This is a genomic window from Pseudomonas reidholzensis, assembly GCF_900536025.1.
Classification (GTDB): domain Bacteria; phylum Pseudomonadota; class Gammaproteobacteria; order Pseudomonadales; family Pseudomonadaceae; genus Aquipseudomonas; species Aquipseudomonas reidholzensis.
Window position 1 is genome coordinate 23,628 of record NZ_UNOZ01000020.1, and the last position, 17,980, is coordinate 41,607.

Below are 17,980 nucleotides of genomic sequence, written 5' to 3' on the forward strand. Positions count from 1 at the left end.
GCCAAGCGTGGGACGATGCTAAGTCATACCTGCGGTTGATTAAATTGATAAAAAATCCTCAGTTACTTAACCTGTAGGTTGACCATTGCCGCCGTGATTACCCATGAGCACCTCCACCATCACCCTTCGCCACCTGCGGGTATTCCTCGCCATCGCCAGTGCCGGCAGCCTGGCGATGGCGGCGCAGTTGCTGCATATCACCCTGTCGGCGGTGTCCAAGAGCCTCAAGGAGCTCGAGCAGGAGCTCGGCGTGCAATTGCTGGTGCGCGGGCGCAAGGGTGTGCGCCTGACCGACGCCGGCGAGCACTTTCTCAAGCACGCCCGCCAGACCCTGGCCAGCTTCAACCAGGCCATCGACCAGGCTCAGGTCGCCCCTCAAGCACCCGAGCTGTTGCGCATCGGCGCGCTGCCGACTGCCGCCGGGTTTCTCCTGGCACCGGTGATCGCGCAGATGCGCGAGCACCATCCGCAGGTGCGGGTGCAGGTGTTGTCCGGCGTGTATGACTATTTGGTGGGCAAGCTGCGCACCCACGACCTCGACCTGATCGTCGGCCGGCTGATCGGTCGCGACATGCTTGGCGTGGTGTTCGAGGCCTTGTACGAAGAGGACCTGCTGATGGTGGTGCGCAAGGACCATCCGCTGGCAGGCCGCGAACACCTGTCACTCGAGGACCTGCGTCCGTATGTGGTGATCACCTCGCCGCAGGGCACGCTGGTGCGCATCAGTGTCGATAATTACCTGTTGTCCAGCGGGGCGGCCGATCGCCTGCAGATCTTCGAATCGCTGAGCGAGACGTTTTCGCGGGTGTATGTGCAGGATCACGATGCGATCTGGTGTGTACAGCGCGGCGTGGTCGACCTCGACCTGCGCTTGGGGATCGTCTGCCCGCTGCCGTTTTCCAGCCCTTTGTTGCGGGCGCCGGTGGGGCTGACCACACCGACCGACCGGCCGCTGGCCAATGCCGCCGAGCAATTCGCCCGCTTGTTGCGCCAGCACGCGGCGAGCCTGCGCGGATAACCGAGTGGAGCCGCTGCCTCAACGCCTGCGCAGGTAACTTTCCAGCGGGTCCTTGCTCAGGCCTTCCTGGGCCTGGGCCAGGGAGTCGATGAACAGCGAAAACAGCTCGGCCTGCTTGGCGATGTCGAGCTTGCTGTAGAGGTTCTTGCGGTGGCTCTTGACCGTGTCCTCGCTGATGCCCAGGCGTTCGGCCAGCGAGCGCGTCGAGTGGCCGCGCAGCAGGTACTGGGCAACGCGGCACTCGCGCTCGGTGAGCAGCGACGAACCGAAATTGTTCAGCGCCGCGTTGATCTGCCGCCCCAGCGCGCTCTCGAAGCGCCCGCCGATCGCCTCGGCGTTCAAATGCGCCCACTGCCGCCGCACCACCGCCTGCACCCACGGGGCGACCCGCTTGAGGTCGGCGACCTGCTGGCTGGCCAGGCGGCGGGTGCTGGCCAAGGCCACGGCAATGGTCAGGTGCGGGTCGAGGGGGATGATGTAGTTGAGTTCGTCCTCCAGGTGCGCGTGCTGATAGAACGCCAGGTAGTACTCGCTGCGCTTGAAATGGTCGGGCGCGACATCGCTCAGGCGATAGCAACCGGGGGCGATGCCTTCCATGCAGGCGCGGTAGAAGGGGCACAGCAGGTAGTAGCCTTCGAGGTACTTGTGCACGTTGCCCTCAGGCAGCCAAGGGCCCTCTTCGTCCTTCTCGAACAGCGCCGAGGGCAGGCCTTTGTGCGGGTAGAGAAACACCGTGATGGCCTGCGACGGGGCCAGGCAGGTGAGCGCGGCAAACAGCGCGTCGACAAAACCCGGCGTGCCGATGGCGTCGATGGCGAGGGCCATCCGCTCATACCAGCCAGGCGATTGCAGCCGGTCTTTGCTCATCGGTCGGGGCCCTGTGCGGGGTTGTGGTTAGCTACGCTGGCGGGATTGTTTCATGCCTTGGGCACAGCCACCATCACCCTTCAGGGTGAGTCGAGGCGCCTCAACAACGCCCCGTTTCAACACAGCCAAACACCCGGCGCACCAGGCTAGCCAGCGCCTGCTCGCCGAGAAACGCCTGCTCCAGGCAATGCTCGGCACTGTCGAGGTGCCCCAGCAAACGCTCCCGCGTGCGCGCTTCGCCACACAGCGCGACCAGCGTCGACTTGCCGGCATCCTTGCCCGGGTCCTTGCCCGTGGCAGGGTCGTGGTCACGCAGATCGTCGTACAGCTGAAACGCCTGGCCCAGCTCCCCGGCAAACCGCGACAAGGCATCGCGCACCGTCGCCGGGGCATCGGCCAGCGCGCAGGCCATGTCCATGATCGCGCCGAACAGCACGGCGGTCTTCAGCCGGTTGGTCTCGGCGATCTGCTCGGCGCTGCGGGCCTGGCCGCCCTCGCGCAAGTCCTGTAACTGCCCTTTGACCAGCCCCTGGGCACCAATCGCCTCGGCCAGAATCGCCACCAAACGGCTGCGCGTGGTGGCCGGGAGGGTGTCGAGCGAGGCCAGCAGGCCGAACGCGCGCGACAGCAAGGCGATGGCCGCAAGAATCGCCACGTCTTCGCCAAACGCCCGGTGCAAGGTCGCCCGGCCGCGCCGCAGCGCCGCATCGTCCATGCACGGCAGGTCGTCGAGGACCAGCGACGCGGCATGCACCATCTCCACCGCGCAGCCCAGCTCCAACGCGGCACGCGGGCAGGCGCCGAGGCCTTCGGCGGTCAACATCAACATCAACGGGCGCAGGCGTTTACCGGGCGCCAGAGTACTCTCACGCATGGCGGCGGCCAGCAGGTCGCGCTCCTGGCCGAGCGGCAGCAGCGCATCCAGTCGCGCCTCCAGGCTGCCTTGCAAATGCGCGAGATGATCAGTGAGGCCTGCATCGGCGGCCGCGAGCGGTTGGGCTATGGTCGTCACATTCTTGCCTCTGCTGATGGACGCGGCGTCATCGCCGCTGGGTTGAGGGAACGACTGACGCAGAGCCGTTGCCTGACGAGGTGCTGTTTTTGAGCTTAGCTGTACAAAGCGAGTAGCGTTGTACAACTCGCATACCAGGAATGACCCCGCTTGCCCTTCGATGATTCCCTGGCACTGGAGCCGGCATGAAGAAAAGCTTCCTGAGTCAACGCAAGGACGATCACCTGGACATCGTCCTGGCCCCCGCCGAGGCGTTGCAGCGACAAGACCCGGGCTGGTCGCAGATCCGCTTCGAGCACTGCGCCTTGCCCGAGCTGGCGCTGGAGCAGATCGACCTGAGCGCTTCGCTGCTGGGCATCGGCCTGCGCGCGCCGTTGCTGATCAGCTCGATGACCGGCGGCGCCGAGCGCGCCAGCCGCATTAACCACCACCTGGCCGAAGCCGCCCAGGCGCTGAGCATTGCCATGGGCGTGGGCTCGCAGCGGGTCAGCCTGCGCACCGGCAACGATCAGGGGCTGACCGGGGAACTGCGGCGCCTGGCGCCCGATATTCCGTTGCTGGCCAACCTTGGCGCCGCCCAGTTGCGCGAGGCCGATGGCCTGGACCTGGCCCGCCGCGCGGTCGACAGCCTGCAGGCCAACGCCTTGATCATCCACCTCAACCCGTTGCAGGAGGCCGTGCAGCCGGAGGGCGACCGCGACTGGCGCGGGGTGCTGGAGCGGATCGCCGCGCTCTGCGCGGCACTGCCGGTACCGGTGATCATCAAGGAGGTCGGGGCCGGCATTTCGCCCACGGTGGCCCGCCGCCTGGTCGAGGCCGGCGTGCGCATGATTGACGTGGCCGGGGCCGGCGGGACCAGCTGGGCGGCGGTGGAGGCGCAGCGCGCCCGCAGCGACGTCGACCACAAGGTCGCCATGGCCTTCGCCGACTGGGGCATCCCCACCGCACAGTGCCTGCTGGCCCTGCGCCGGGCGCTGCCGAACCTGCCGTTGATTGCCTCGGGAGGGATTGCCGACGGCATCGACGCGGCCAAGGCCATCCGCCTCGGCGCCGACCTGGTCGGCCAGGCCGCCGGGGTGCTGCAGGCGGCCACCGAGTCTACCGAGGCGGTGCTGGAACACTTCGAGATCGTCCTGCGTCAGCTGCGCATCGTCTGTTTCTGCACCGGTTCACGCAATCTGGCCGAGCTGCGCCGTGCGCGCCTGCTGGGCAATCGACTGGACCCGGCATGAGCCACTTTGCGGTGGTCGCCCCGCCCTACCCCAGTCACGTCCAGGCCCTGCAGGCAGTCGCCGCCACGCTGCTGGATCGCGGCCACCAGGTGACCTTCCTGCAGCAGAGCGACGGCCAGCGCTGGCTCGACGACCCGCGCATCGGTTTTCAGCCGCTGGGCCTCGACAGTCATCCGCCGGGCAGCCTCGATCAGGCGCTGCGCCTCGCCGCCCACCCGGCAGGGCCCTGGCGCCTACGCCGGCTGATTCGCCAGTTGGCCGAGACCAGCGCCATGCTCGCAGCGCAGTTGCCCGCGGCGCTGGCCGAGCTGCGTGTCGATGCCGTGCTGGCTGACCAGATGGAGCCCGCCGGCGCGCTGGCGGCCGAGGCCCTCGAACTGCCCCTGGTGTCGATCGCCTGTGCCTTGCCGGTCAATCGCGAAGACGGCGTGCCGCTGCCCGTGACGCCCTTCGCGTTCGGCAACGACGCGCGCAACCTGAAGCTCTACCGCGGCAGTTGCCAGGTGCATGACTGGCTGATGGCGCCGCTGGCCGAGGTCCTGCAACGCGCCGCTACGCACCTGCGCCTGCCGCCGCGCACCGGCCTGCACGACTGCCTGTCGCCGCTGGCGCAGATCAGCCAGACCGTGCCTGGCTTCGACTTCCCCCGCCAGGCGCTGCCTGCGCATTTCCATGCCGTCGGCCCGTTGCGCGGTGCCCGACTGCACGCCGATGGCGCCTGGCTGTTCGATGTACACAAACCGTTGGTGTTCGCCACCCTGGGGACCTTGCAGGGGCACCGCTTCGGCCTGTTCGCGCGGATCGCCCAGGCCTGCCGGCTGCTCGACGTGCAATTGCTCCTGGCCCACTGTGGCGGCCTCGCTGCCCATCAACAGGCGCGCCTGCTGCAACTGGGCGCGACGGTCGTCACCGACTTTGCCCCGCAGCACTGGGCGGTACGCCGCGCCGACGTGGTGATCAGCCATGGCGGGCTGAACACCGTGCTGGACGCGGTCGCCGCGGCAACCCCGCTGCTGGTCATGCCGATCGCCTTCGACCAGCCCGGCGTGGCCGCCCGGGTGGTCTATCACCGGCTTGGCCTGGCCCTGTCGCGCCGCGCCGGGGTGGCCGCAATCGCCCAGGCGTTGGCGCGCCTGCTCGCCGAGCCAATGCCGGGGCTGGGCCCGCTGCAGGCCGAGCTGGCCCACGCGGGTGGCGTGAGCAAGGCCGCCGATATCATCGAGCAAGCGCTGCGTAGCGGGCAGCCCGTGCTGACGGAGGGTCACCATGGCGCATGACCTGATCCTCGCCGGTGGCGGCCTGGCCAACGGCCTGATCGCCTGGCGCTTGCGCCAGTTGCGGCCCGAGCTGGAGGTGCTGTGCCTGGAGCGCGACGCCACCCTGGGCGGCAACCATACCTGGTCGTTCCATGAGCAGGATCTCGACCACCACCAGCAGCAATGGCTGGCGCCGCTGGTGGTCAAGCGCTGGCCGGCCTATCACGTGCACTTTCCGCAGCTGTCGCGGCGGCTCGACAGCGGCTACGCGAGTATTACCAGCGAGCGCTTCGCCGAGGTCATCACGCCAGCGTTGGGCGCAGCCCTGCGCACCGGCTGCAATGTGCAGTCCCTCGGGCCGGGCCAGGTCAGCCTGGACAGCGGTGAGCAGTTGCAGGCGCGCCTGGTGATCGATGGCCGTGGTGCACAGGCGAGCCCGCACCGCGTGCTCGGCCAGCAGGCATTTCTCGGCCAGCTGCTGCGCCTGCGTGAGCCGCACGGCCTGGCGGCGCCGATCCTGATGGATGCGCGCGTGCCGCAGGGCGACGGCTACCGGTTCGTCTACCTGTTGCCGTTCAGCGACGACACCCTGCTGGTCGAAGACACGCACTACGTCGAGCGCGACGCACCCACCGCCGAGGCGCTGCGCGCCAACCTCGACGCGTACCTGGCGGCGCGGGGCTGGCACGTGGCGCAGCTGCTGCGTGAAGAACAGGGCGTGCTGCCGATCACCCTGGCAGGCGACTTCCCGGCCTGGTCGGCGGACCAGGCCGGGCAGCCACTGTCTGGCTTGCGTGCGGGGCTGTTCCATTGCACCACCGGCTATTCGTTACCCGAAGCCGTGCGCCTGGCCGACTGGCTGGCCGGGCAACCGCTGGACGACGCGGCGCAGTTTTCTGACGATTTGCAGCGTTACCTGGAGCAACGCTGGCAGCAACAAGGCTTCTATCGCCTGCTCAACCGCATGTTGTTCCTGGCCGGCCGACCGGACCAGCGCTGGCAGGTCATGCAGCGTTTCTATCGGCTGCCAGAGGCGCTGATCGCGCGGTTTTATGCCGGGCAAAGCACCGGCCTGGATCGCCTGCGGATCCTCAGCGGCAAACCGCCAGTGCCCATCGACCAAGCCCTGCGCGCCGCATTACGGCATTCACCCCGACATTTTTCGATCAGGCCCGACGAGGACCTTTCATGACTCAAGGCAAATCTGCGCTGGTGGTCGGCGCCGGGCTCGGTGGCCTGGCCCTGGCCATCCGCCTGCAAGCGGGCGGCGTGCGCACCACCCTGCTGGAAAAACGCGACCAGGCAGGCGGGCGCGCCTACGTCTATCGCGACCAGGGCTTTACCTTCGATGCCGGCCCCACGGTGATCACCGACCCGACCGCGATCGAGGCGCTGTTCACCCTGGCCGGCAAACCGATGGCGGACTACCTCGAGCTGCTGCCGGTCAAACCGTTCTACCGGCTGTGCTGGGAAGACGGCAGCTACTTCGAGTACGGCAACGACCAGGCGCACCTGGAGCGGCAGATTCACGCCCTGGAGCCTGCCGACGTGGACGGCTACCGGCGCTTTCTGGCCTACTCGCGGGCGGTGCTCGACGAGGGCTACGTCAAGCTCGGCGCGGTGCCCTTCCTGTCGTTTCGCGACATGCTCCAGGCCGGCCCGCAACTGGCCCGGCTGCAGGCCTGGCGCAGCGTCTACAGCATGGTGTCGCGGTTTATCCGTCATCCACGGCTGCGTCAGGTGTTCTCGTTTCATGCCTTGCTGGTCGGCGGCAACCCGTTCGCCACCTCCTCGATCTACAGCCTGATCCATGCCCTGGAGCGCGAGTGGGGCGTATGGTTTGCGCGCGGTGGCACCGGCGCACTGGTGCAGGGCCTGGCCAAGTTGTTTGTGGACCTCGGCGGGACCTTGGAGCTGAACGCCGAAGTGGCCACCTTCGACACCCAGGCCGGGCGTCTGACGGGTGCCCGCAGCCATGACGGCAGGCACTGGCAGGCGGATGCCGTGGCGTCCAACGCCGACGTGGTGCACACCTACGCCACGCTGCTCGGCCAGCACCCGCGCGGGCAGCAAGAGGGCCAGCGGCTCAAGGGCAAGCGCTTCAGCAACTCGCTGTTCGTCGTGCACTTCGGCCTGAGCCGGCCGCAACCTCAGCTGCGTCACCATACGGTATGCTTCGGGCCGCGCTACCGGGCGTTGATCGACGAGATCTTCAAGGGGCCGACGCTGCCCGAGGACTTCTCGCTGTACCTGCACGCGCCCTGCGCCACCGACCCCAGTCTCGCCCCGCCGGGCTGCTCGAGCCACTACGTCCTGGCGCCGGTGCCGCACCTGGGCAATGCGTCGGTCGACTGGACCGTGCAGGCACCGCTCTACCGCGACCGCATCCTCGATTACCTGGAGCGTCATTACATCCCTGGCCTGCGCGAGGACCTGGTGACCTGCCGCACCTTCAGCCCACTGGATTTTCGCGAGCAGCTCAATGCCCACCTCGGCTCGGCGTTTTCGCTGGAGCCGACCCTCACCCAGAGTGCCTGGTTCCGCCCGCACAACCGCGACGCCCAGCTGGCCAACCTGTACCTGGTCGGCGCCGGCACCCATCCCGGCGCCGGCGTACCGGGGGTGATCGCCTCGGCCAAGGCCACCGCGAAGCTGATGCTCGAGGACCTGCAGCCATGACCGACACCGCGCCCGATCCGCTACTGGCCCACGCTGAACGCAGCATTGCCGTGGGTTCGAAGAGTTTCGCCGCCGCCGCGCGGCTGTTCGCGCCGTCGACCCGGCGCAGCGCGATGCTGCTGTATGCCTGGTGCCGGCATTGCGACGACGTGATCGACGGCCAGCAGGCCGGCCACGCCGCCGTCGCCCTCGCGCCGCACCAGGCCCGGCAACGCCTGCTCGAGCTGCAGGCGCAGACCGACGCTGCCTGCCGGGGCGCCGAGGTCAGCGAGCCGGTCTTCGCCGCCTTGCGCGAGGTCGCCCGCCAGCACGCCATCCCGCGCCAGGAGGCGTTCGACCTGCTCGAAGGCTTTGCCCAGGACGTCTCCGGCCAGCGTTACCACACGCTGGAGGACACCTTGGGCTACTGCTACCCGGTGGCCGGCGTGGTGGGTTTGATGATGGCGCGGATCATGGGCGTGCGCGACGCCGCCGTGCTGGACCGTGCCTGCGACCTGGGGCTGGCGATGCAACTGACCAACATCGCCCGCGACATCGTCGACGACGCCAAGGTTGGCCGCTGCTACCTGCCAGAGACCTGGCTGGCGGAGCTGCACATCCCGGGCGACGCCCTGACCGCCGCCGAACATCGCCCCGCCCTGGCGCACCTGGCGCGGCGCCTGGTCGAGCATGCCGAACCGTATTACGCCAGTGCTCAGGCAGGCCTGGGCGCACTGCCCTGGCGCTCGGCCTGGGCGGTGGCAACCGCGGGGCTGGTGTATCGGCAGATTGGCCTCAAGGTGCGCAAGGCCGGCGGGCAGGCATGGGATGGACGCCTGTCGACCTCCAAGGCAGAAAAACTCGTCGCGCTGGCGGGTGGGCTATGGCGCGCCCTCACCCGCCGGTTGCATCGCTATCCACCACGCGACCCTCGGTTGTGGCAGCGTCCGCGCTCGGCGGGCGCAGCGGCCCACCATGGCGCGCCCGCAACTGAGCGCGCAGGCGCTCCACCGTCGGCGCATAGAGAAAGCCGAACGACACACAGCCCTGCCGACCCTGCACCGCATGGTGCATCAGGTGGGCCTGGTACAGACGCTTGAGGTAACCGCGCCGCGGCACCACCCGCAGCGGCCAGCGGTGGTGCACCAGGCCGTCGTGGGCAATGAAGTACAGCGCGCCGTAGGCGGTCATGCCGGCACCGATCCATTGCAGCGGGTACCAGCCCGCGGTGCCCAGGGCGATCAGCACGATGGCCAGCCCGGCGAACACCACCGCGTACAGGTCGTTCTTCTCGAACCAGCCCGGGCGCGGCTCATGGTGCGAGCGATGCCAGGCCCAGCCGAAGCCATGCATGATGTACTTGTGGGCGAGGTAGGCCACCCCCTCCATGGCGGCGAGGGTGAGCAGGAAGATCAGCAAGCTGGTGAGCATGGTAGGGCTTCCGAAGCGGGTCAGGTCGAAGATACCGCAGTTGCCAGCAGTGGAGTGCATTGGCGACGACATGTTCCGTTGATGAAACTCATGCGCCTGGTTAGCCCGGGAACTAAACCCCCGCTGCGGCAGGTCACACGGCTAATGCGGCATACACCGTCCGGACCGCGCGCGCCCTTATGGCTATGGCAAAAATGCAGCCAAGCCGTGCAGAATTACCGATTGTGCACGGCATATTCGCATGACAGGATCGCCTGAGCCCTCAGCGCCCTCCAGACTTCACTTGGAAAATCAATAACAAAGCAGGGAGAACGCGAATGACCGCGCATGCTCATACCTCGGCCACGGACCATGTCCTGGGCGACGTCCGCAACCAGATCGGCCACCTCACCCTCAACCGCCCCGCCGGGCTCAATGCACTGACCCTGGACATGGTCCGCAGCCTGCAACGCCACCTCGATGCCTGGGCCGATGACCCGCAGGTGCAGGCGGTGGTGCTGCGCGGCGAAGGCCCCAAGGGCTTCTGCGCCGGTGGTGATATCCGCTCGCTGTACGACAGCTACACGGCCGGCAGCACGCTGCATGAAGACTTCTTCGTCGAGGAATACGCCCTCGACCAGTGCATCCACCACTACCGCAAGCCGGTGCTGGTGCTGATGGACGGTTTCACCCTCGGCGGCGGCATGGGCCTGGCGCAAGGCGCCGACCTGCGCATCGTCACCGAGCGCAGTCGGCTGGGCATGCCCGAGACGGCGATCGGCTACTTCCCCGACGTGGGCGGCAGCTACTTCCTGTCGCGCATCCCCGGCGAGCTGGGGACCTACCTGGGCGTCAGCGGCAGCCAGATCCAGGCCGCCGATGCGCTGTACTGCGGGCTGGCCGACTGGTACCTGGCCAGTGACCAGCTGGCCGCGCTGGACAGCGGCCTGGCGCAGCTGCGCTTTGGCGAGCATCCACTGAAGGACCTGCAGGGCCTGCTGGCCACGCTGGGTACCCAGGTGCTCGACGACGCGCCGCTGGCCCGACTGCGCCCTGTGATCGATCACTTCTTCGCCCTGCCCGACCTGCCGAGCATCATCGAGCAACTGCGCGCGGTGACCATCGGCGACAGCCACGCCTGGGCGCTGGCCACCGCCGACCAGCTGGAAAGCCGCTCGCCGCTGGCCATGGCGGTTACCCTGGAGATGCTGCGCCGCGGCCGCCACCTGAGCCTGGAAGACTGCTTTGCCATGGAGTTGCACCTGGACCGCCAGTGGTTCGCCCATGGCGACATCATCGAGGGCGTGCGCGCGCTGATCATCGACAAGGACAAGCAGCCCCGCTGGAACCCGCCGAGCCTCGCTGCGCTGCAGCAGGCACGGGTCGAGCAATTCTTCGAAGGGCTGTGAGCCTGGGAGTACACCGATGCAAGACCTGGAACTGAGCGAAGAACAGATCATGATCCGCGACATGGCCCGGGACTTTGCCCGCGGCGAGATCGCGCCGCATGCCCAAGCCTGGGAAAAGGCCGCCTGGATCGACGACGGCGTGGTGCGCAAGATGGGCGAGCTGGGGCTGCTCGGCATGGTCGTGCCGGAGGCCTTTGGCGGCAGCTACACCGACTACGTCGCCTATGCCCTGGCGGTTGAGGAGATCGCTGCCGGCGACGGCGCCACCGGTGCCTTGATGAGCATCCACAACTCCGTCGGCTGCGGCCCGCTGCTGGCCTATGGCACGCCCGAGCAACAGCAGGCCTGGCTGCCGCGCCTGGCCAGCGGCGAGGTGATTGGCTGCTTCTGCCTGACCGAGCCGCAAGCCGGCTCCGAGGCGCATAACTTGCGCACCCGCGCCGAGCGGGTGGACGGCGAGTGGGTGCTCAACGGCGCCAAGCAGTTCGTCAGCAACGCCCGCCGCGCCGGCCTGGCGATCGTCTTTGCGGTGACCGACCCGGAGCTCGGCAAGAAAGGCCTCTCGGCGTTTCTGGTGCCAACCGACAACCCGGGCTTCAAGGTCGATCGCAGCGAGCACAAGATGGGCATCCGCGCCTCCGACACCTGCGCGGTGAGCCTGGACAACTGCCGCATCCCGGCGGCGAATATCCTCGGCGAGCGCGGCAAGGGCCTGGCGATCGCGCTGTCCAACCTCGAAGGCGGGCGCATCGGCATCGCCGCCCAGGCACTGGGTATCGCCCGCGCCGCGTTCGAGGCGGCGCTGCTGTACTCGCGCGAGCGCATCCAGTTTGGCAAACCGATCAACGAGCACCAGAGCATCGCCAACCTGCTGGCCGACATGCAGGTCCAGGTCAACGCCACGCGCTTGCTGATCCTGCATGCCGCGCGGTTGCGCAGTGCCGGCAAGCCGTGCCTGTCGGAGGCGTCGCAGGCCAAGCTGTTCGCCTCGGAAATGGCCGAACGGGTGTGCTCGATGGCGATTCAGGTGCACGGCGGCTATGGCTACCTGGAGGACTACCCGGTGGAGCGGTATTACCGCGATGCGCGGATCACCCAGATCTACGAAGGCTCGAGCGAGATCCAGCGCATGCTGATCGCCCGGGAGCTCAAGCACTATTCGTTGTAAATGGCTGCATTTACCCATTGAACAACGTGTTACAGGTGCAGTAAGCTCGGGCTCATTCACTGGAGAGCAACATGACTCAACGCATCCACAACATCGCCAATCACACCGGTCGCACCGCGCGCCCTGTGCTGGCCGTTGTCGACTGCGCACCCGCTCCAGGCTTTTATTTTGGGTATTGGTTTAGCCACTAGGCGCCGCTGATACCCCAACGGCGCCCACTCTTCGAGGGGCCGCCGAATACGAGAATACTCAACCCCCGGTCGGCTCCCCGACCGGGGGTTTTGCTTTTCCAGGCCTTCATAAACACACCGATTCAGCTTTTGAGGACAGATCCATGAACTACGCCACCTATTACTACGCAGACACCTATACCTGGCGATTTAGCCAATCCCGTTCGGGCCAGCCTGCCGCCTCCGTTCGGTCGATTTCCGGTGGCGATGCCGCAAAAGAACCCAATTTGACGATCTGTCGAACACCTCGATAGGGCCGACCACGCGGGCCTGAACCCGCTGTCCGCCCAGGGAAAAAACGCCATGCACGCCTCCAACCTCGCCCTGCCCCTGACCCAACCGCTCGCCGCCAACAGTGCCGTCAGCCAGCGCCTGCCCAGCCCGCACCTGCTCAAGCAGCAGATGCCACTGAGCAGCGAGCTCGCCCAGCACGTCCAGCAACACCGCCAAGCCATCCGCACTATTCTCGAAGGCCGCGACCCACGCCTGCTGGTCGTCGTCGGCCCGTGCTCGATCCATGACCCGCGCTCCGCCCTGGAATACGCCGACCGCCTGGCGGCACTCAGCCGTGAGGTCGACGGGCAACTGCTGCTGGTGATGCGCGCCTACGTGGAAAAACCGCGCACCACGGTCGGCTGGAAAGGCCTGGCCTACGACCCGCACCTCGACGGCAGCGACGACATGCATGCCGGTATCGCCCTGTCCCGGGGCTTGATGCTGAGCATGCTCGAGCGCGGCCTGCCGATCTCCACCGAGCTGCTGCAGCCGATGGTCGCGGGCTACTTCGACGACCTGCTGGGCTGGGCGGCGATTGGCGCGCGTACCACCGAGTCGCAGATCCACCGCGAGATGGTCAGCGGCCTCGAGCTGCCGGTGGGCTTCAAGAACGGCACCGACGGCGGTATCGGCATTGCCTGCGACGCCATGCGCAGCGCTGCCCATGCCCACCGCCACTTCGGCATGGACGCCCAGGGCTACCCGGCGATCATCGAGACCCTGGGCAACCCGGACACCCACCTGGTGCTGCGTGGTGGCCACAAGGGCCCGAACTACGATGCCGACAGCGTTGCCCAGGCGCGCATGGGCCTGGCCAAGGTCGGCCTGGCGCCGCGGATCATGGTCGACTGCAGCCATGCCAACAGCGGCAAGGACCCGGCCCGGCAACCGGCGGTGTTCGAGGACGTGCTCGAGCAGCGCCTGGCAGGCGACAGCTCGCTGGTCGGGGTGATGCTCGAGGGGCACCTGTTCGACGGCAGTCAGGCACTGGGCAAGGGTGCCTTGAAGTACGGCGTGTCGATCACCGACGGTTGCCTGGGCTGGAGCGCGACCGAGGCGATGCTGCGCCAGGCCGCAGCGCGGCTGGCGCAAGCGCCGGGCGAGACAACCCAGCGCCAAGTGCGCTAGGCTTGCATTTTTCACTCAAGGAGTAGTTTTCATGGCCCGTGCCACCGCCCGCCACATCCTGGTCAGCAGCGAAGACAAGTGCAACGAACTCAAGTCGCAGATCGAAGCTGGTGCTGACTTCGCCGACGTCGCCAAGGCCAATTCGACCTGCCCATCCAGCCGCCAAGGCGGTGACCTGGGCTCGTTCGGCCCAGGCCAGATGGTCAAGGAGTTCGACACCGTGGTCTTCAGCGCGCCGATCAACGTCGTGCAAGGCCCGGTCAAGACTCAGTTCGGCTATCACCTGCTCGAAGTGACCAGCCGCCAGGACTGATCAGTCCTTGCGCGTCTCCCTTGTAGGGGCGAACGTGCCCGCGAACGAGCCAAGGTCGGTAACCCCGTTGCCAGACCGGACGCCATCGCGGGCAAGCCCGCTCCTACAGGGGTTGCTGCTGTTATGCATGAGCTTCGGCGTGCAGGCAGCCTCTAGCCACGCCCTGACCGTCTACGGCGAAGCACCCCGCTACGCTGAATCCTTCCGCCATTTCGACTACGTCAACCCGGATGCCCCCAAGGGCGGCAGCCTGCGCCGTTCGGCGCTCGAAATCGGCCAGTTCGACCATATCCTGCCGTACATCGACAAAGGCATCGGCGTGTCCGAAGTCGACGGTTGGCTGTACGCGCCCCTGGCGGTACGTTCATTCGATGAGCCCTACACGGTCTATGGCCTGATCGCCCAGCGCATGGAGCGCGGGCCTGACGATGCCTGGCTGCGCTTCGAGATCGACCCGCGGGCGACCTTCGCCGATGGCGCGCCGGTGCGTGCCGAGGACGTGCGCTTTACCTTCGAGCTGCTGATGAGCAAGGGCAGCCTGAAGTTTCGCACGCAGTTCGCCGACGTGCTCAAGGTCACGGTGGAGGGCCCGCAGCGGGTGCGCTTCGACTTCAAGCCAGACCACGGCCGTACCCTGCCGCTGGACCTGGCCAGCCTGCCGGTGCTGCCCGAACATGACTGGCAGACACGCGACTTCGCCAACGGCGCCGGCTTCAGCAAGCCGGTCGGCAGCGGCCCGTACCGTATCGGCCGGATCGACAATGGCCGCAGCATCACCTTCGAACGCGACCCCAACTGGTGGGCCAGGGACCTGCCGGTCAGCCGTGGCCGCTACAACTTCGAACGGCTGCGCATCGAATTCTTCGGCGATACCGAGGTGGCGCGCCAGGTGCTGCGTGGCGGCGGCTACGACTACAACCGTGAGTTCTCCGCCACCGCCTACACCATTGGCTACAGCGGCGAGCCACTGGATGACGGCCGCCTGCAACGCGCCCACCTCGGCCCGGCCAAACCGCAGACAGCACAAGGCTTCGTGTTCAATCTGGACAGGCCGATGTTCGCCGAACGCCGCACGCGCCAGGCGCTGGCCATGCTCTGGGACTTCGAGTGGAGCAACCGGCAGATGATGCGCGGTATGTACATCCGCCAGCAGAGCGTGTTCTCCAACACGCCACTGGCCGCGCGCGAATTGCCCGATGCCGAAGAGCTCAAGCTGCTCGAGCCGCTACGCGGGCAAGTGCCGGACGAAGTGTTCAGCCAGGTCTTCACGGCCCCCGTCACCGACGCCACGGGGATCATTCGGCCGCAACAACTGAAGGCCCTGGAGCTCCTGAAAGCGGCCGGTTGGCGGCCTGACGGCGATCGCCTGGTCAACCGCCAGGGCGAGCCGCTCGAGTTCACCTTCCTCAATGGCCAAGCGGGCCTGGAGCGCCTGCTGCTGCCGTGGAAACGCAACCTCGCGCAGATCGGCATCACCCTGAATATCCGCAACGTCGACTCGGCGCAGTACGTCAACCGCTTGATGGCGCGTGACTACGACATGATCGTCACCGGCTACCCGGTGACCCTGTCGCCCGGCGCCGAGCAGTACAACTACTTTGGCTCGGCCGCCGCCAACGACCCCGGCTCGAACAACCTCATGGTGCTCAAGGACCCGGCCGTCGACCGCCTGCTCGACGGCCTGGTGCGGGCCGACAGCCAGGCCGACATGCTCCGCCATGCGCACGCCCTGGACCGAGTGCTGCAATGGAACTACTACTGGATCCCCAACTACTATCCGCCTGGCAGCTCGACCCTGTGGTGGAACCGCTTCGGCCTGCCAGAGGTGCCGGCGGCCTATGACGAGGGCCTGGACACCTGGTGGGAGCTCAGCCCCACTGCGCTGACCAACGAACAGATGGCCGAACGCCGGAAGACCGCGCCATGACCGCCTATATCCTGCGCCGCCTGTTGCTGATCATCCCGACCCTGCTGGCGATCCTGCTGGTCAACTTCGCCATCGTCCAGGCCGCGCCGGGTGGCCCGGTGGAACAGGCGGTGGCGCGCTTACAGGGCATCGGCGGTGGCGGCGCACCCGGCGCCAAGACAGAAACGGTGCATGCCGAATCGCGGGCGACGCGCGGCCTGGACCCCAAGCTGATCGAAGAAATCAAACGCCAGTACGGCTTCGACAAGACCGCGCCGGAGCGCCTGTGGCTGATGCTCGGGCAATACGCCCGCTTCGACTTCGGCAGCAGTTTTTTCCGCGGCGCGAAGGTCACCGACCTGATCCTCGAGAAACTCCCGGTGACCTTGTCGCTGGGCTTCTGGGCCACGCTGATCACCTACCTGGTGTCGATCCCGCTGGGCATCCGCAAGGCGGTGCGCCACGGCAGCCGCTTTGATGCCTGGAGCAGCGCACTGATCGTGATCGGCTATGCCCTGCCCTCGTTCCTGTTCGCGCTGCTGCTGATCGTGCTGTTCGCCGGCGGCACGTCGCTGAACTGGTTCCCGGTGCGCGGGCTGATTTCGGAGAACTTCGACCAGCTCAGCCTGCTGGGCAAGGTCGCCGACTATTTCTGGCACCTGGTGCTGCCGGTCGGCGCCCTGGTGATCGGCGGCTTCGCCACGTTGACCCTGCTGACCAAGAACGCCTTTCTCGAAGAAATCTCCCGCCAGTACGTGGTCACCGCCCGGGCCAAGGGCCTGAGCGAGCGCCGGGTGCTGTACGGGCATGTGCTGCGCAACGCCATGCTGCTGGTCGTGGCGGGCATCCCGCAGGCGCTGATCACGGTGTTTTTCGCAGGGTCGCTGCTGATCGAGGTGATCTTCTCGCTGGATGGCCTGGGGCGCATGAGCTACGAGGCGGCGGTGTCGCGGGACTACCCGGTGGTGTTCGGCACCCTGTTCATCTTTACCCTCGCCGGGCTGCTGATCCGCCTGATCGGTGACCTCTGCTACACCGCGCTCGACCCGCGCATCGACTTCGACACGAGGGCCCACTGATGCTCTCGCCGGTCTCGCGTCGTCGCCTGCAACGCTTTCGCGGCAACCGTCGCGGCTGGATTTCGCTGTGGCTGTTCACCGGCCTGTTAGTGCTGACGCTGGGCGCCGAGCTGGTGGCCAACGACAAGCCGCTGCTGCTGTCGTACAAGGGCGATTGGTATGTGCCAGCGCTCAAGCGCTACAGCGAGCAGCAGTTTGGCGGCGAGCTGCCGTTTCAACCGGACTACCGCAGCCAGTACGTGCGTCAGCTGATCGCCGACCAGGGCGGCTGGATGCTCTTCGCGCCGATCCCGTTCAGCGCCGACACGCCCAACTACGACCTGCAGGTGCCGACCCCCAGCCCACCCTCGGCGAGCAACTGGCTGGGTACCGATGACCAGGGCCGCGACGTGCTCGCGCGGGTGCTGTACGGCACCCGGGTATCGCTGCTGTTTGCCTTTGCCCTGACCGTGGTCAGCGTGTTCATCGGCGTGGTCGCCGGGGCCCTGCAGGGCTACCACGGCGGCTGGGTCGACCTGCTCGGCCAGCGCCTGCTGGAGGTCTGGTCGGGGCTGCCGGTGCTGTACCTGCTGATCATTCTCAGCGGCTTCGTCGAGCCGGACTTCTGGTGGCTGCTGGGGATCATGGCGCTGTTCTCATGGCTGACGCTGGTGGACGTGGTGCGCGCCGAGTTTCTCCGTGGGCGCAACCTGGAATACGTCAAGGCGGCGCGCGCGCTGGGCTTGCCGGACACCCAGGTGATGCTCCGGCATATCCTGCCCAACGCCATGAACGCCACGCTGACGTACATCCCGTTCATGCTCACGGGGGCGATCACCACCCTCACCGCCCTGGATTTTCTCGGTTTTGGCATGCCGGCCGGCAGCGCCTCGCTGGGCGAGCTGGTGACCCAGGGCAAGCAACACCTGGAAGCGCCCTGGCTGGGCTTCACGGCGTTTTTCGCCTTGGCCGTGATCCTCTCGCTGCTGGTGTTCATCGGCGATGCCCTGCGTGAGGCATTCGATCCACGGCGTTGAAT

The 17,980-nt window shown here is 67.2% G+C and carries 15 protein-coding genes and 1 pseudogene; 13 read left to right on the forward strand and 3 right to left on the reverse strand.

Going from position 1 to position 17,980, the window contains the following annotated elements; all coding sequences use genetic code 11:
- Positions 1–103 precede the first annotated feature (103 nt).
- The gene (locus CCOS865_RS14880; protein WP_119142106.1) at positions 104–1,018 is read left to right on the forward strand and encodes a LysR substrate-binding domain-containing protein; all 915 of its coding nucleotides are present in this window, start codon (positions 104–106) and stop codon (positions 1,016–1,018) included.
- Positions 1,019–1,036: 18 nt separating this feature from the next.
- On the opposite strand, the gene CCOS865_RS14885 is transcribed toward CCOS865_RS14880, so the two are convergent.
- Together CCOS865_RS14885 and CCOS865_RS14890 are read right to left on the reverse strand one after the other, a co-directional pair.
- The gene (locus CCOS865_RS14885; RefSeq protein WP_119142108.1) at positions 1,037–1,885 is read right to left on the reverse strand and encodes a helix-turn-helix transcriptional regulator; all 849 of its coding nucleotides are present in this window, start codon (positions 1,883–1,885) and stop codon (positions 1,037–1,039) included.
- 100 nt (positions 1,886–1,985) lie between these two features.
- Positions 1,986–2,897: a polyprenyl synthetase family protein gene (locus CCOS865_RS14890; RefSeq protein ID WP_244216120.1), complete on the reverse strand. Its 912-nt coding sequence runs from the start codon at positions 2,895–2,897 to the stop codon at positions 1,986–1,988.
- A gap of 185 nt (positions 2,898–3,082) precedes the next feature.
- On the opposite strand from CCOS865_RS14890, the gene fni reads away from it, so the two are divergent.
- The 5 genes and pseudogenes from fni to CCOS865_RS14915 all read left to right on the forward strand — a co-directional run.
- The gene (gene fni / locus CCOS865_RS14895; protein ID WP_119142110.1) at positions 3,083–4,129 is read left to right on the forward strand and encodes a type 2 isopentenyl-diphosphate Delta-isomerase; all 1,047 of its coding nucleotides are present in this window, start codon (positions 3,083–3,085) and stop codon (positions 4,127–4,129) included.
- A complete protein-coding gene (locus CCOS865_RS14900) occupies positions 4,126–5,406 on the forward strand; it encodes a glycosyltransferase (protein WP_119142112.1) in 1,281 nt (426 codons plus the stop codon). Before fni ends, CCOS865_RS14900 begins: the two co-directional genes overlap by 4 nt.
- Positions 5,396–6,577, forward strand: a complete 1,182-nt coding sequence (crtY, locus tag CCOS865_RS14905) for a lycopene beta-cyclase CrtY (RefSeq protein WP_119142114.1) — start codon at positions 5,396–5,398, stop codon at positions 6,575–6,577. Before CCOS865_RS14900 ends, crtY begins: the two co-directional genes overlap by 11 nt.
- Entirely contained in the window at positions 6,574–8,064 is a 1,491-nt protein-coding gene (locus tag CCOS865_RS14910) for a phytoene desaturase (protein WP_119142116.1), read from the forward strand. Before crtY ends, CCOS865_RS14910 begins: the two co-directional genes overlap by 4 nt.
- Positions 8,061–8,996: pseudogene (locus tag CCOS865_RS14915) on the forward strand (phytoene/squalene synthase family protein); the annotation flags it as partial. The gene CCOS865_RS14910 and the pseudogene CCOS865_RS14915, both read left to right, overlap by 4 nt.
- On the opposite strand, the gene CCOS865_RS14920 reads toward CCOS865_RS14915, so the two are convergent.
- Positions 8,938–9,474, reverse strand: coding sequence for a sterol desaturase family protein (locus tag CCOS865_RS14920; RefSeq protein ID WP_119142297.1), 537 nt, complete (start codon positions 9,472–9,474; stop codon positions 8,938–8,940). The pseudogene CCOS865_RS14915 and the gene CCOS865_RS14920 overlap by 59 nt on opposite strands.
- A gap of 317 nt (positions 9,475–9,791) precedes the next feature.
- Here CCOS865_RS14920 and CCOS865_RS14925 point away from each other — a divergent pair, with 317 nt between their 5' ends.
- From CCOS865_RS14925 to CCOS865_RS14955, 7 genes are all read left to right on the forward strand, one after another.
- Positions 9,792–10,862, forward strand: a complete 1,071-nt coding sequence (locus CCOS865_RS14925) for an enoyl-CoA hydratase/isomerase family protein (RefSeq protein WP_119142118.1) — start codon at positions 9,792–9,794, stop codon at positions 10,860–10,862.
- 16 nt (positions 10,863–10,878) lie between these two features.
- Complete coding sequence (locus CCOS865_RS14930) at positions 10,879–12,030, forward strand: acyl-CoA dehydrogenase family protein (RefSeq protein ID WP_119142120.1); 1,152 nt, start codon at positions 10,879–10,881, stop codon at positions 12,028–12,030.
- 533 nt (positions 12,031–12,563) lie between these two features.
- The gene (locus CCOS865_RS14935; protein WP_119142122.1) at positions 12,564–13,664 is read left to right on the forward strand and encodes a 3-deoxy-7-phosphoheptulonate synthase; all 1,101 of its coding nucleotides are present in this window, start codon (positions 12,564–12,566) and stop codon (positions 13,662–13,664) included.
- A 31-nt stretch (positions 13,665–13,695) separates the two neighbouring features.
- Entirely contained in the window at positions 13,696–13,977 is a 282-nt protein-coding gene (locus CCOS865_RS14940; RefSeq protein WP_119142124.1) for a peptidylprolyl isomerase, read from the forward strand.
- A 127-nt stretch (positions 13,978–14,104) separates the two neighbouring features.
- Positions 14,105–15,904 (forward strand): extracellular solute-binding protein, encoded by a 1,800-nt coding sequence (locus CCOS865_RS14945; protein ID WP_244216121.1) that lies wholly within the window; start codon positions 14,105–14,107, stop codon positions 15,902–15,904.
- A complete protein-coding gene (locus CCOS865_RS14950) occupies positions 15,901–16,962 on the forward strand; it encodes a microcin C ABC transporter permease YejB (RefSeq protein WP_119142128.1) in 1,062 nt (353 codons plus the stop codon). Before CCOS865_RS14945 ends, CCOS865_RS14950 begins: the two co-directional genes overlap by 4 nt.
- A complete protein-coding gene (locus CCOS865_RS14955; RefSeq protein ID WP_119142130.1) occupies positions 16,962–17,978 on the forward strand; it encodes an ABC transporter permease in 1,017 nt (338 codons plus the stop codon). Before CCOS865_RS14950 ends, CCOS865_RS14955 begins: the two co-directional genes overlap by 1 nt.
- The last annotated feature ends 2 nt before the right edge of the window (positions 17,979–17,980 follow it).

Coding starts and splice junctions, on each gene's coding strand:
- CCOS865_RS14900 (WP_119142112.1), top strand. CDS start 4,126: ATGAGCCACTTTGCGGTGGTCGCCCCGCCCTACCCCAGTCACGTCCAG.
- CCOS865_RS14935 (WP_119142122.1), top strand. CDS start 12,564: ATGCACGCCTCCAACCTCGCCCTGCCCCTGACCCAACCGCTCGCCGCC.
- CCOS865_RS14940 (WP_119142124.1), top strand. CDS start 13,696: ATGGCCCGTGCCACCGCCCGCCACATCCTGGTCAGCAGCGAAGACAAG.
- CCOS865_RS14930 (WP_119142120.1), top strand. CDS start 10,879: ATGCAAGACCTGGAACTGAGCGAAGAACAGATCATGATCCGCGACATG.
- CCOS865_RS14920 (WP_119142297.1), bottom strand. CDS start 9,474: ATGCTCACCAGCTTGCTGATCTTCCTGCTCACCCTCGCCGCCATGGAG.
- CCOS865_RS14945 (WP_244216121.1), top strand. CDS start 14,105: ATGAGCTTCGGCGTGCAGGCAGCCTCTAGCCACGCCCTGACCGTCTAC.
- CCOS865_RS14955 (WP_119142130.1), top strand. CDS start 16,962: ATGCTCTCGCCGGTCTCGCGTCGTCGCCTGCAACGCTTTCGCGGCAAC.
- CCOS865_RS14880 (WP_119142106.1), top strand. CDS start 104: ATGAGCACCTCCACCATCACCCTTCGCCACCTGCGGGTATTCCTCGCC.
- CCOS865_RS14910 (WP_119142116.1), top strand. CDS start 6,574: ATGACTCAAGGCAAATCTGCGCTGGTGGTCGGCGCCGGGCTCGGTGGC.
- crtY (WP_119142114.1), top strand. CDS start 5,396: ATGGCGCATGACCTGATCCTCGCCGGTGGCGGCCTGGCCAACGGCCTG.
- CCOS865_RS14925 (WP_119142118.1), top strand. CDS start 9,792: ATGACCGCGCATGCTCATACCTCGGCCACGGACCATGTCCTGGGCGAC.
- CCOS865_RS14885 (WP_119142108.1), bottom strand. CDS start 1,885: ATGAGCAAAGACCGGCTGCAATCGCCTGGCTGGTATGAGCGGATGGCC.
- CCOS865_RS14950 (WP_119142128.1), top strand. CDS start 15,901: ATGACCGCCTATATCCTGCGCCGCCTGTTGCTGATCATCCCGACCCTG.
- fni (WP_119142110.1), top strand. CDS start 3,083: ATGAAGAAAAGCTTCCTGAGTCAACGCAAGGACGATCACCTGGACATC.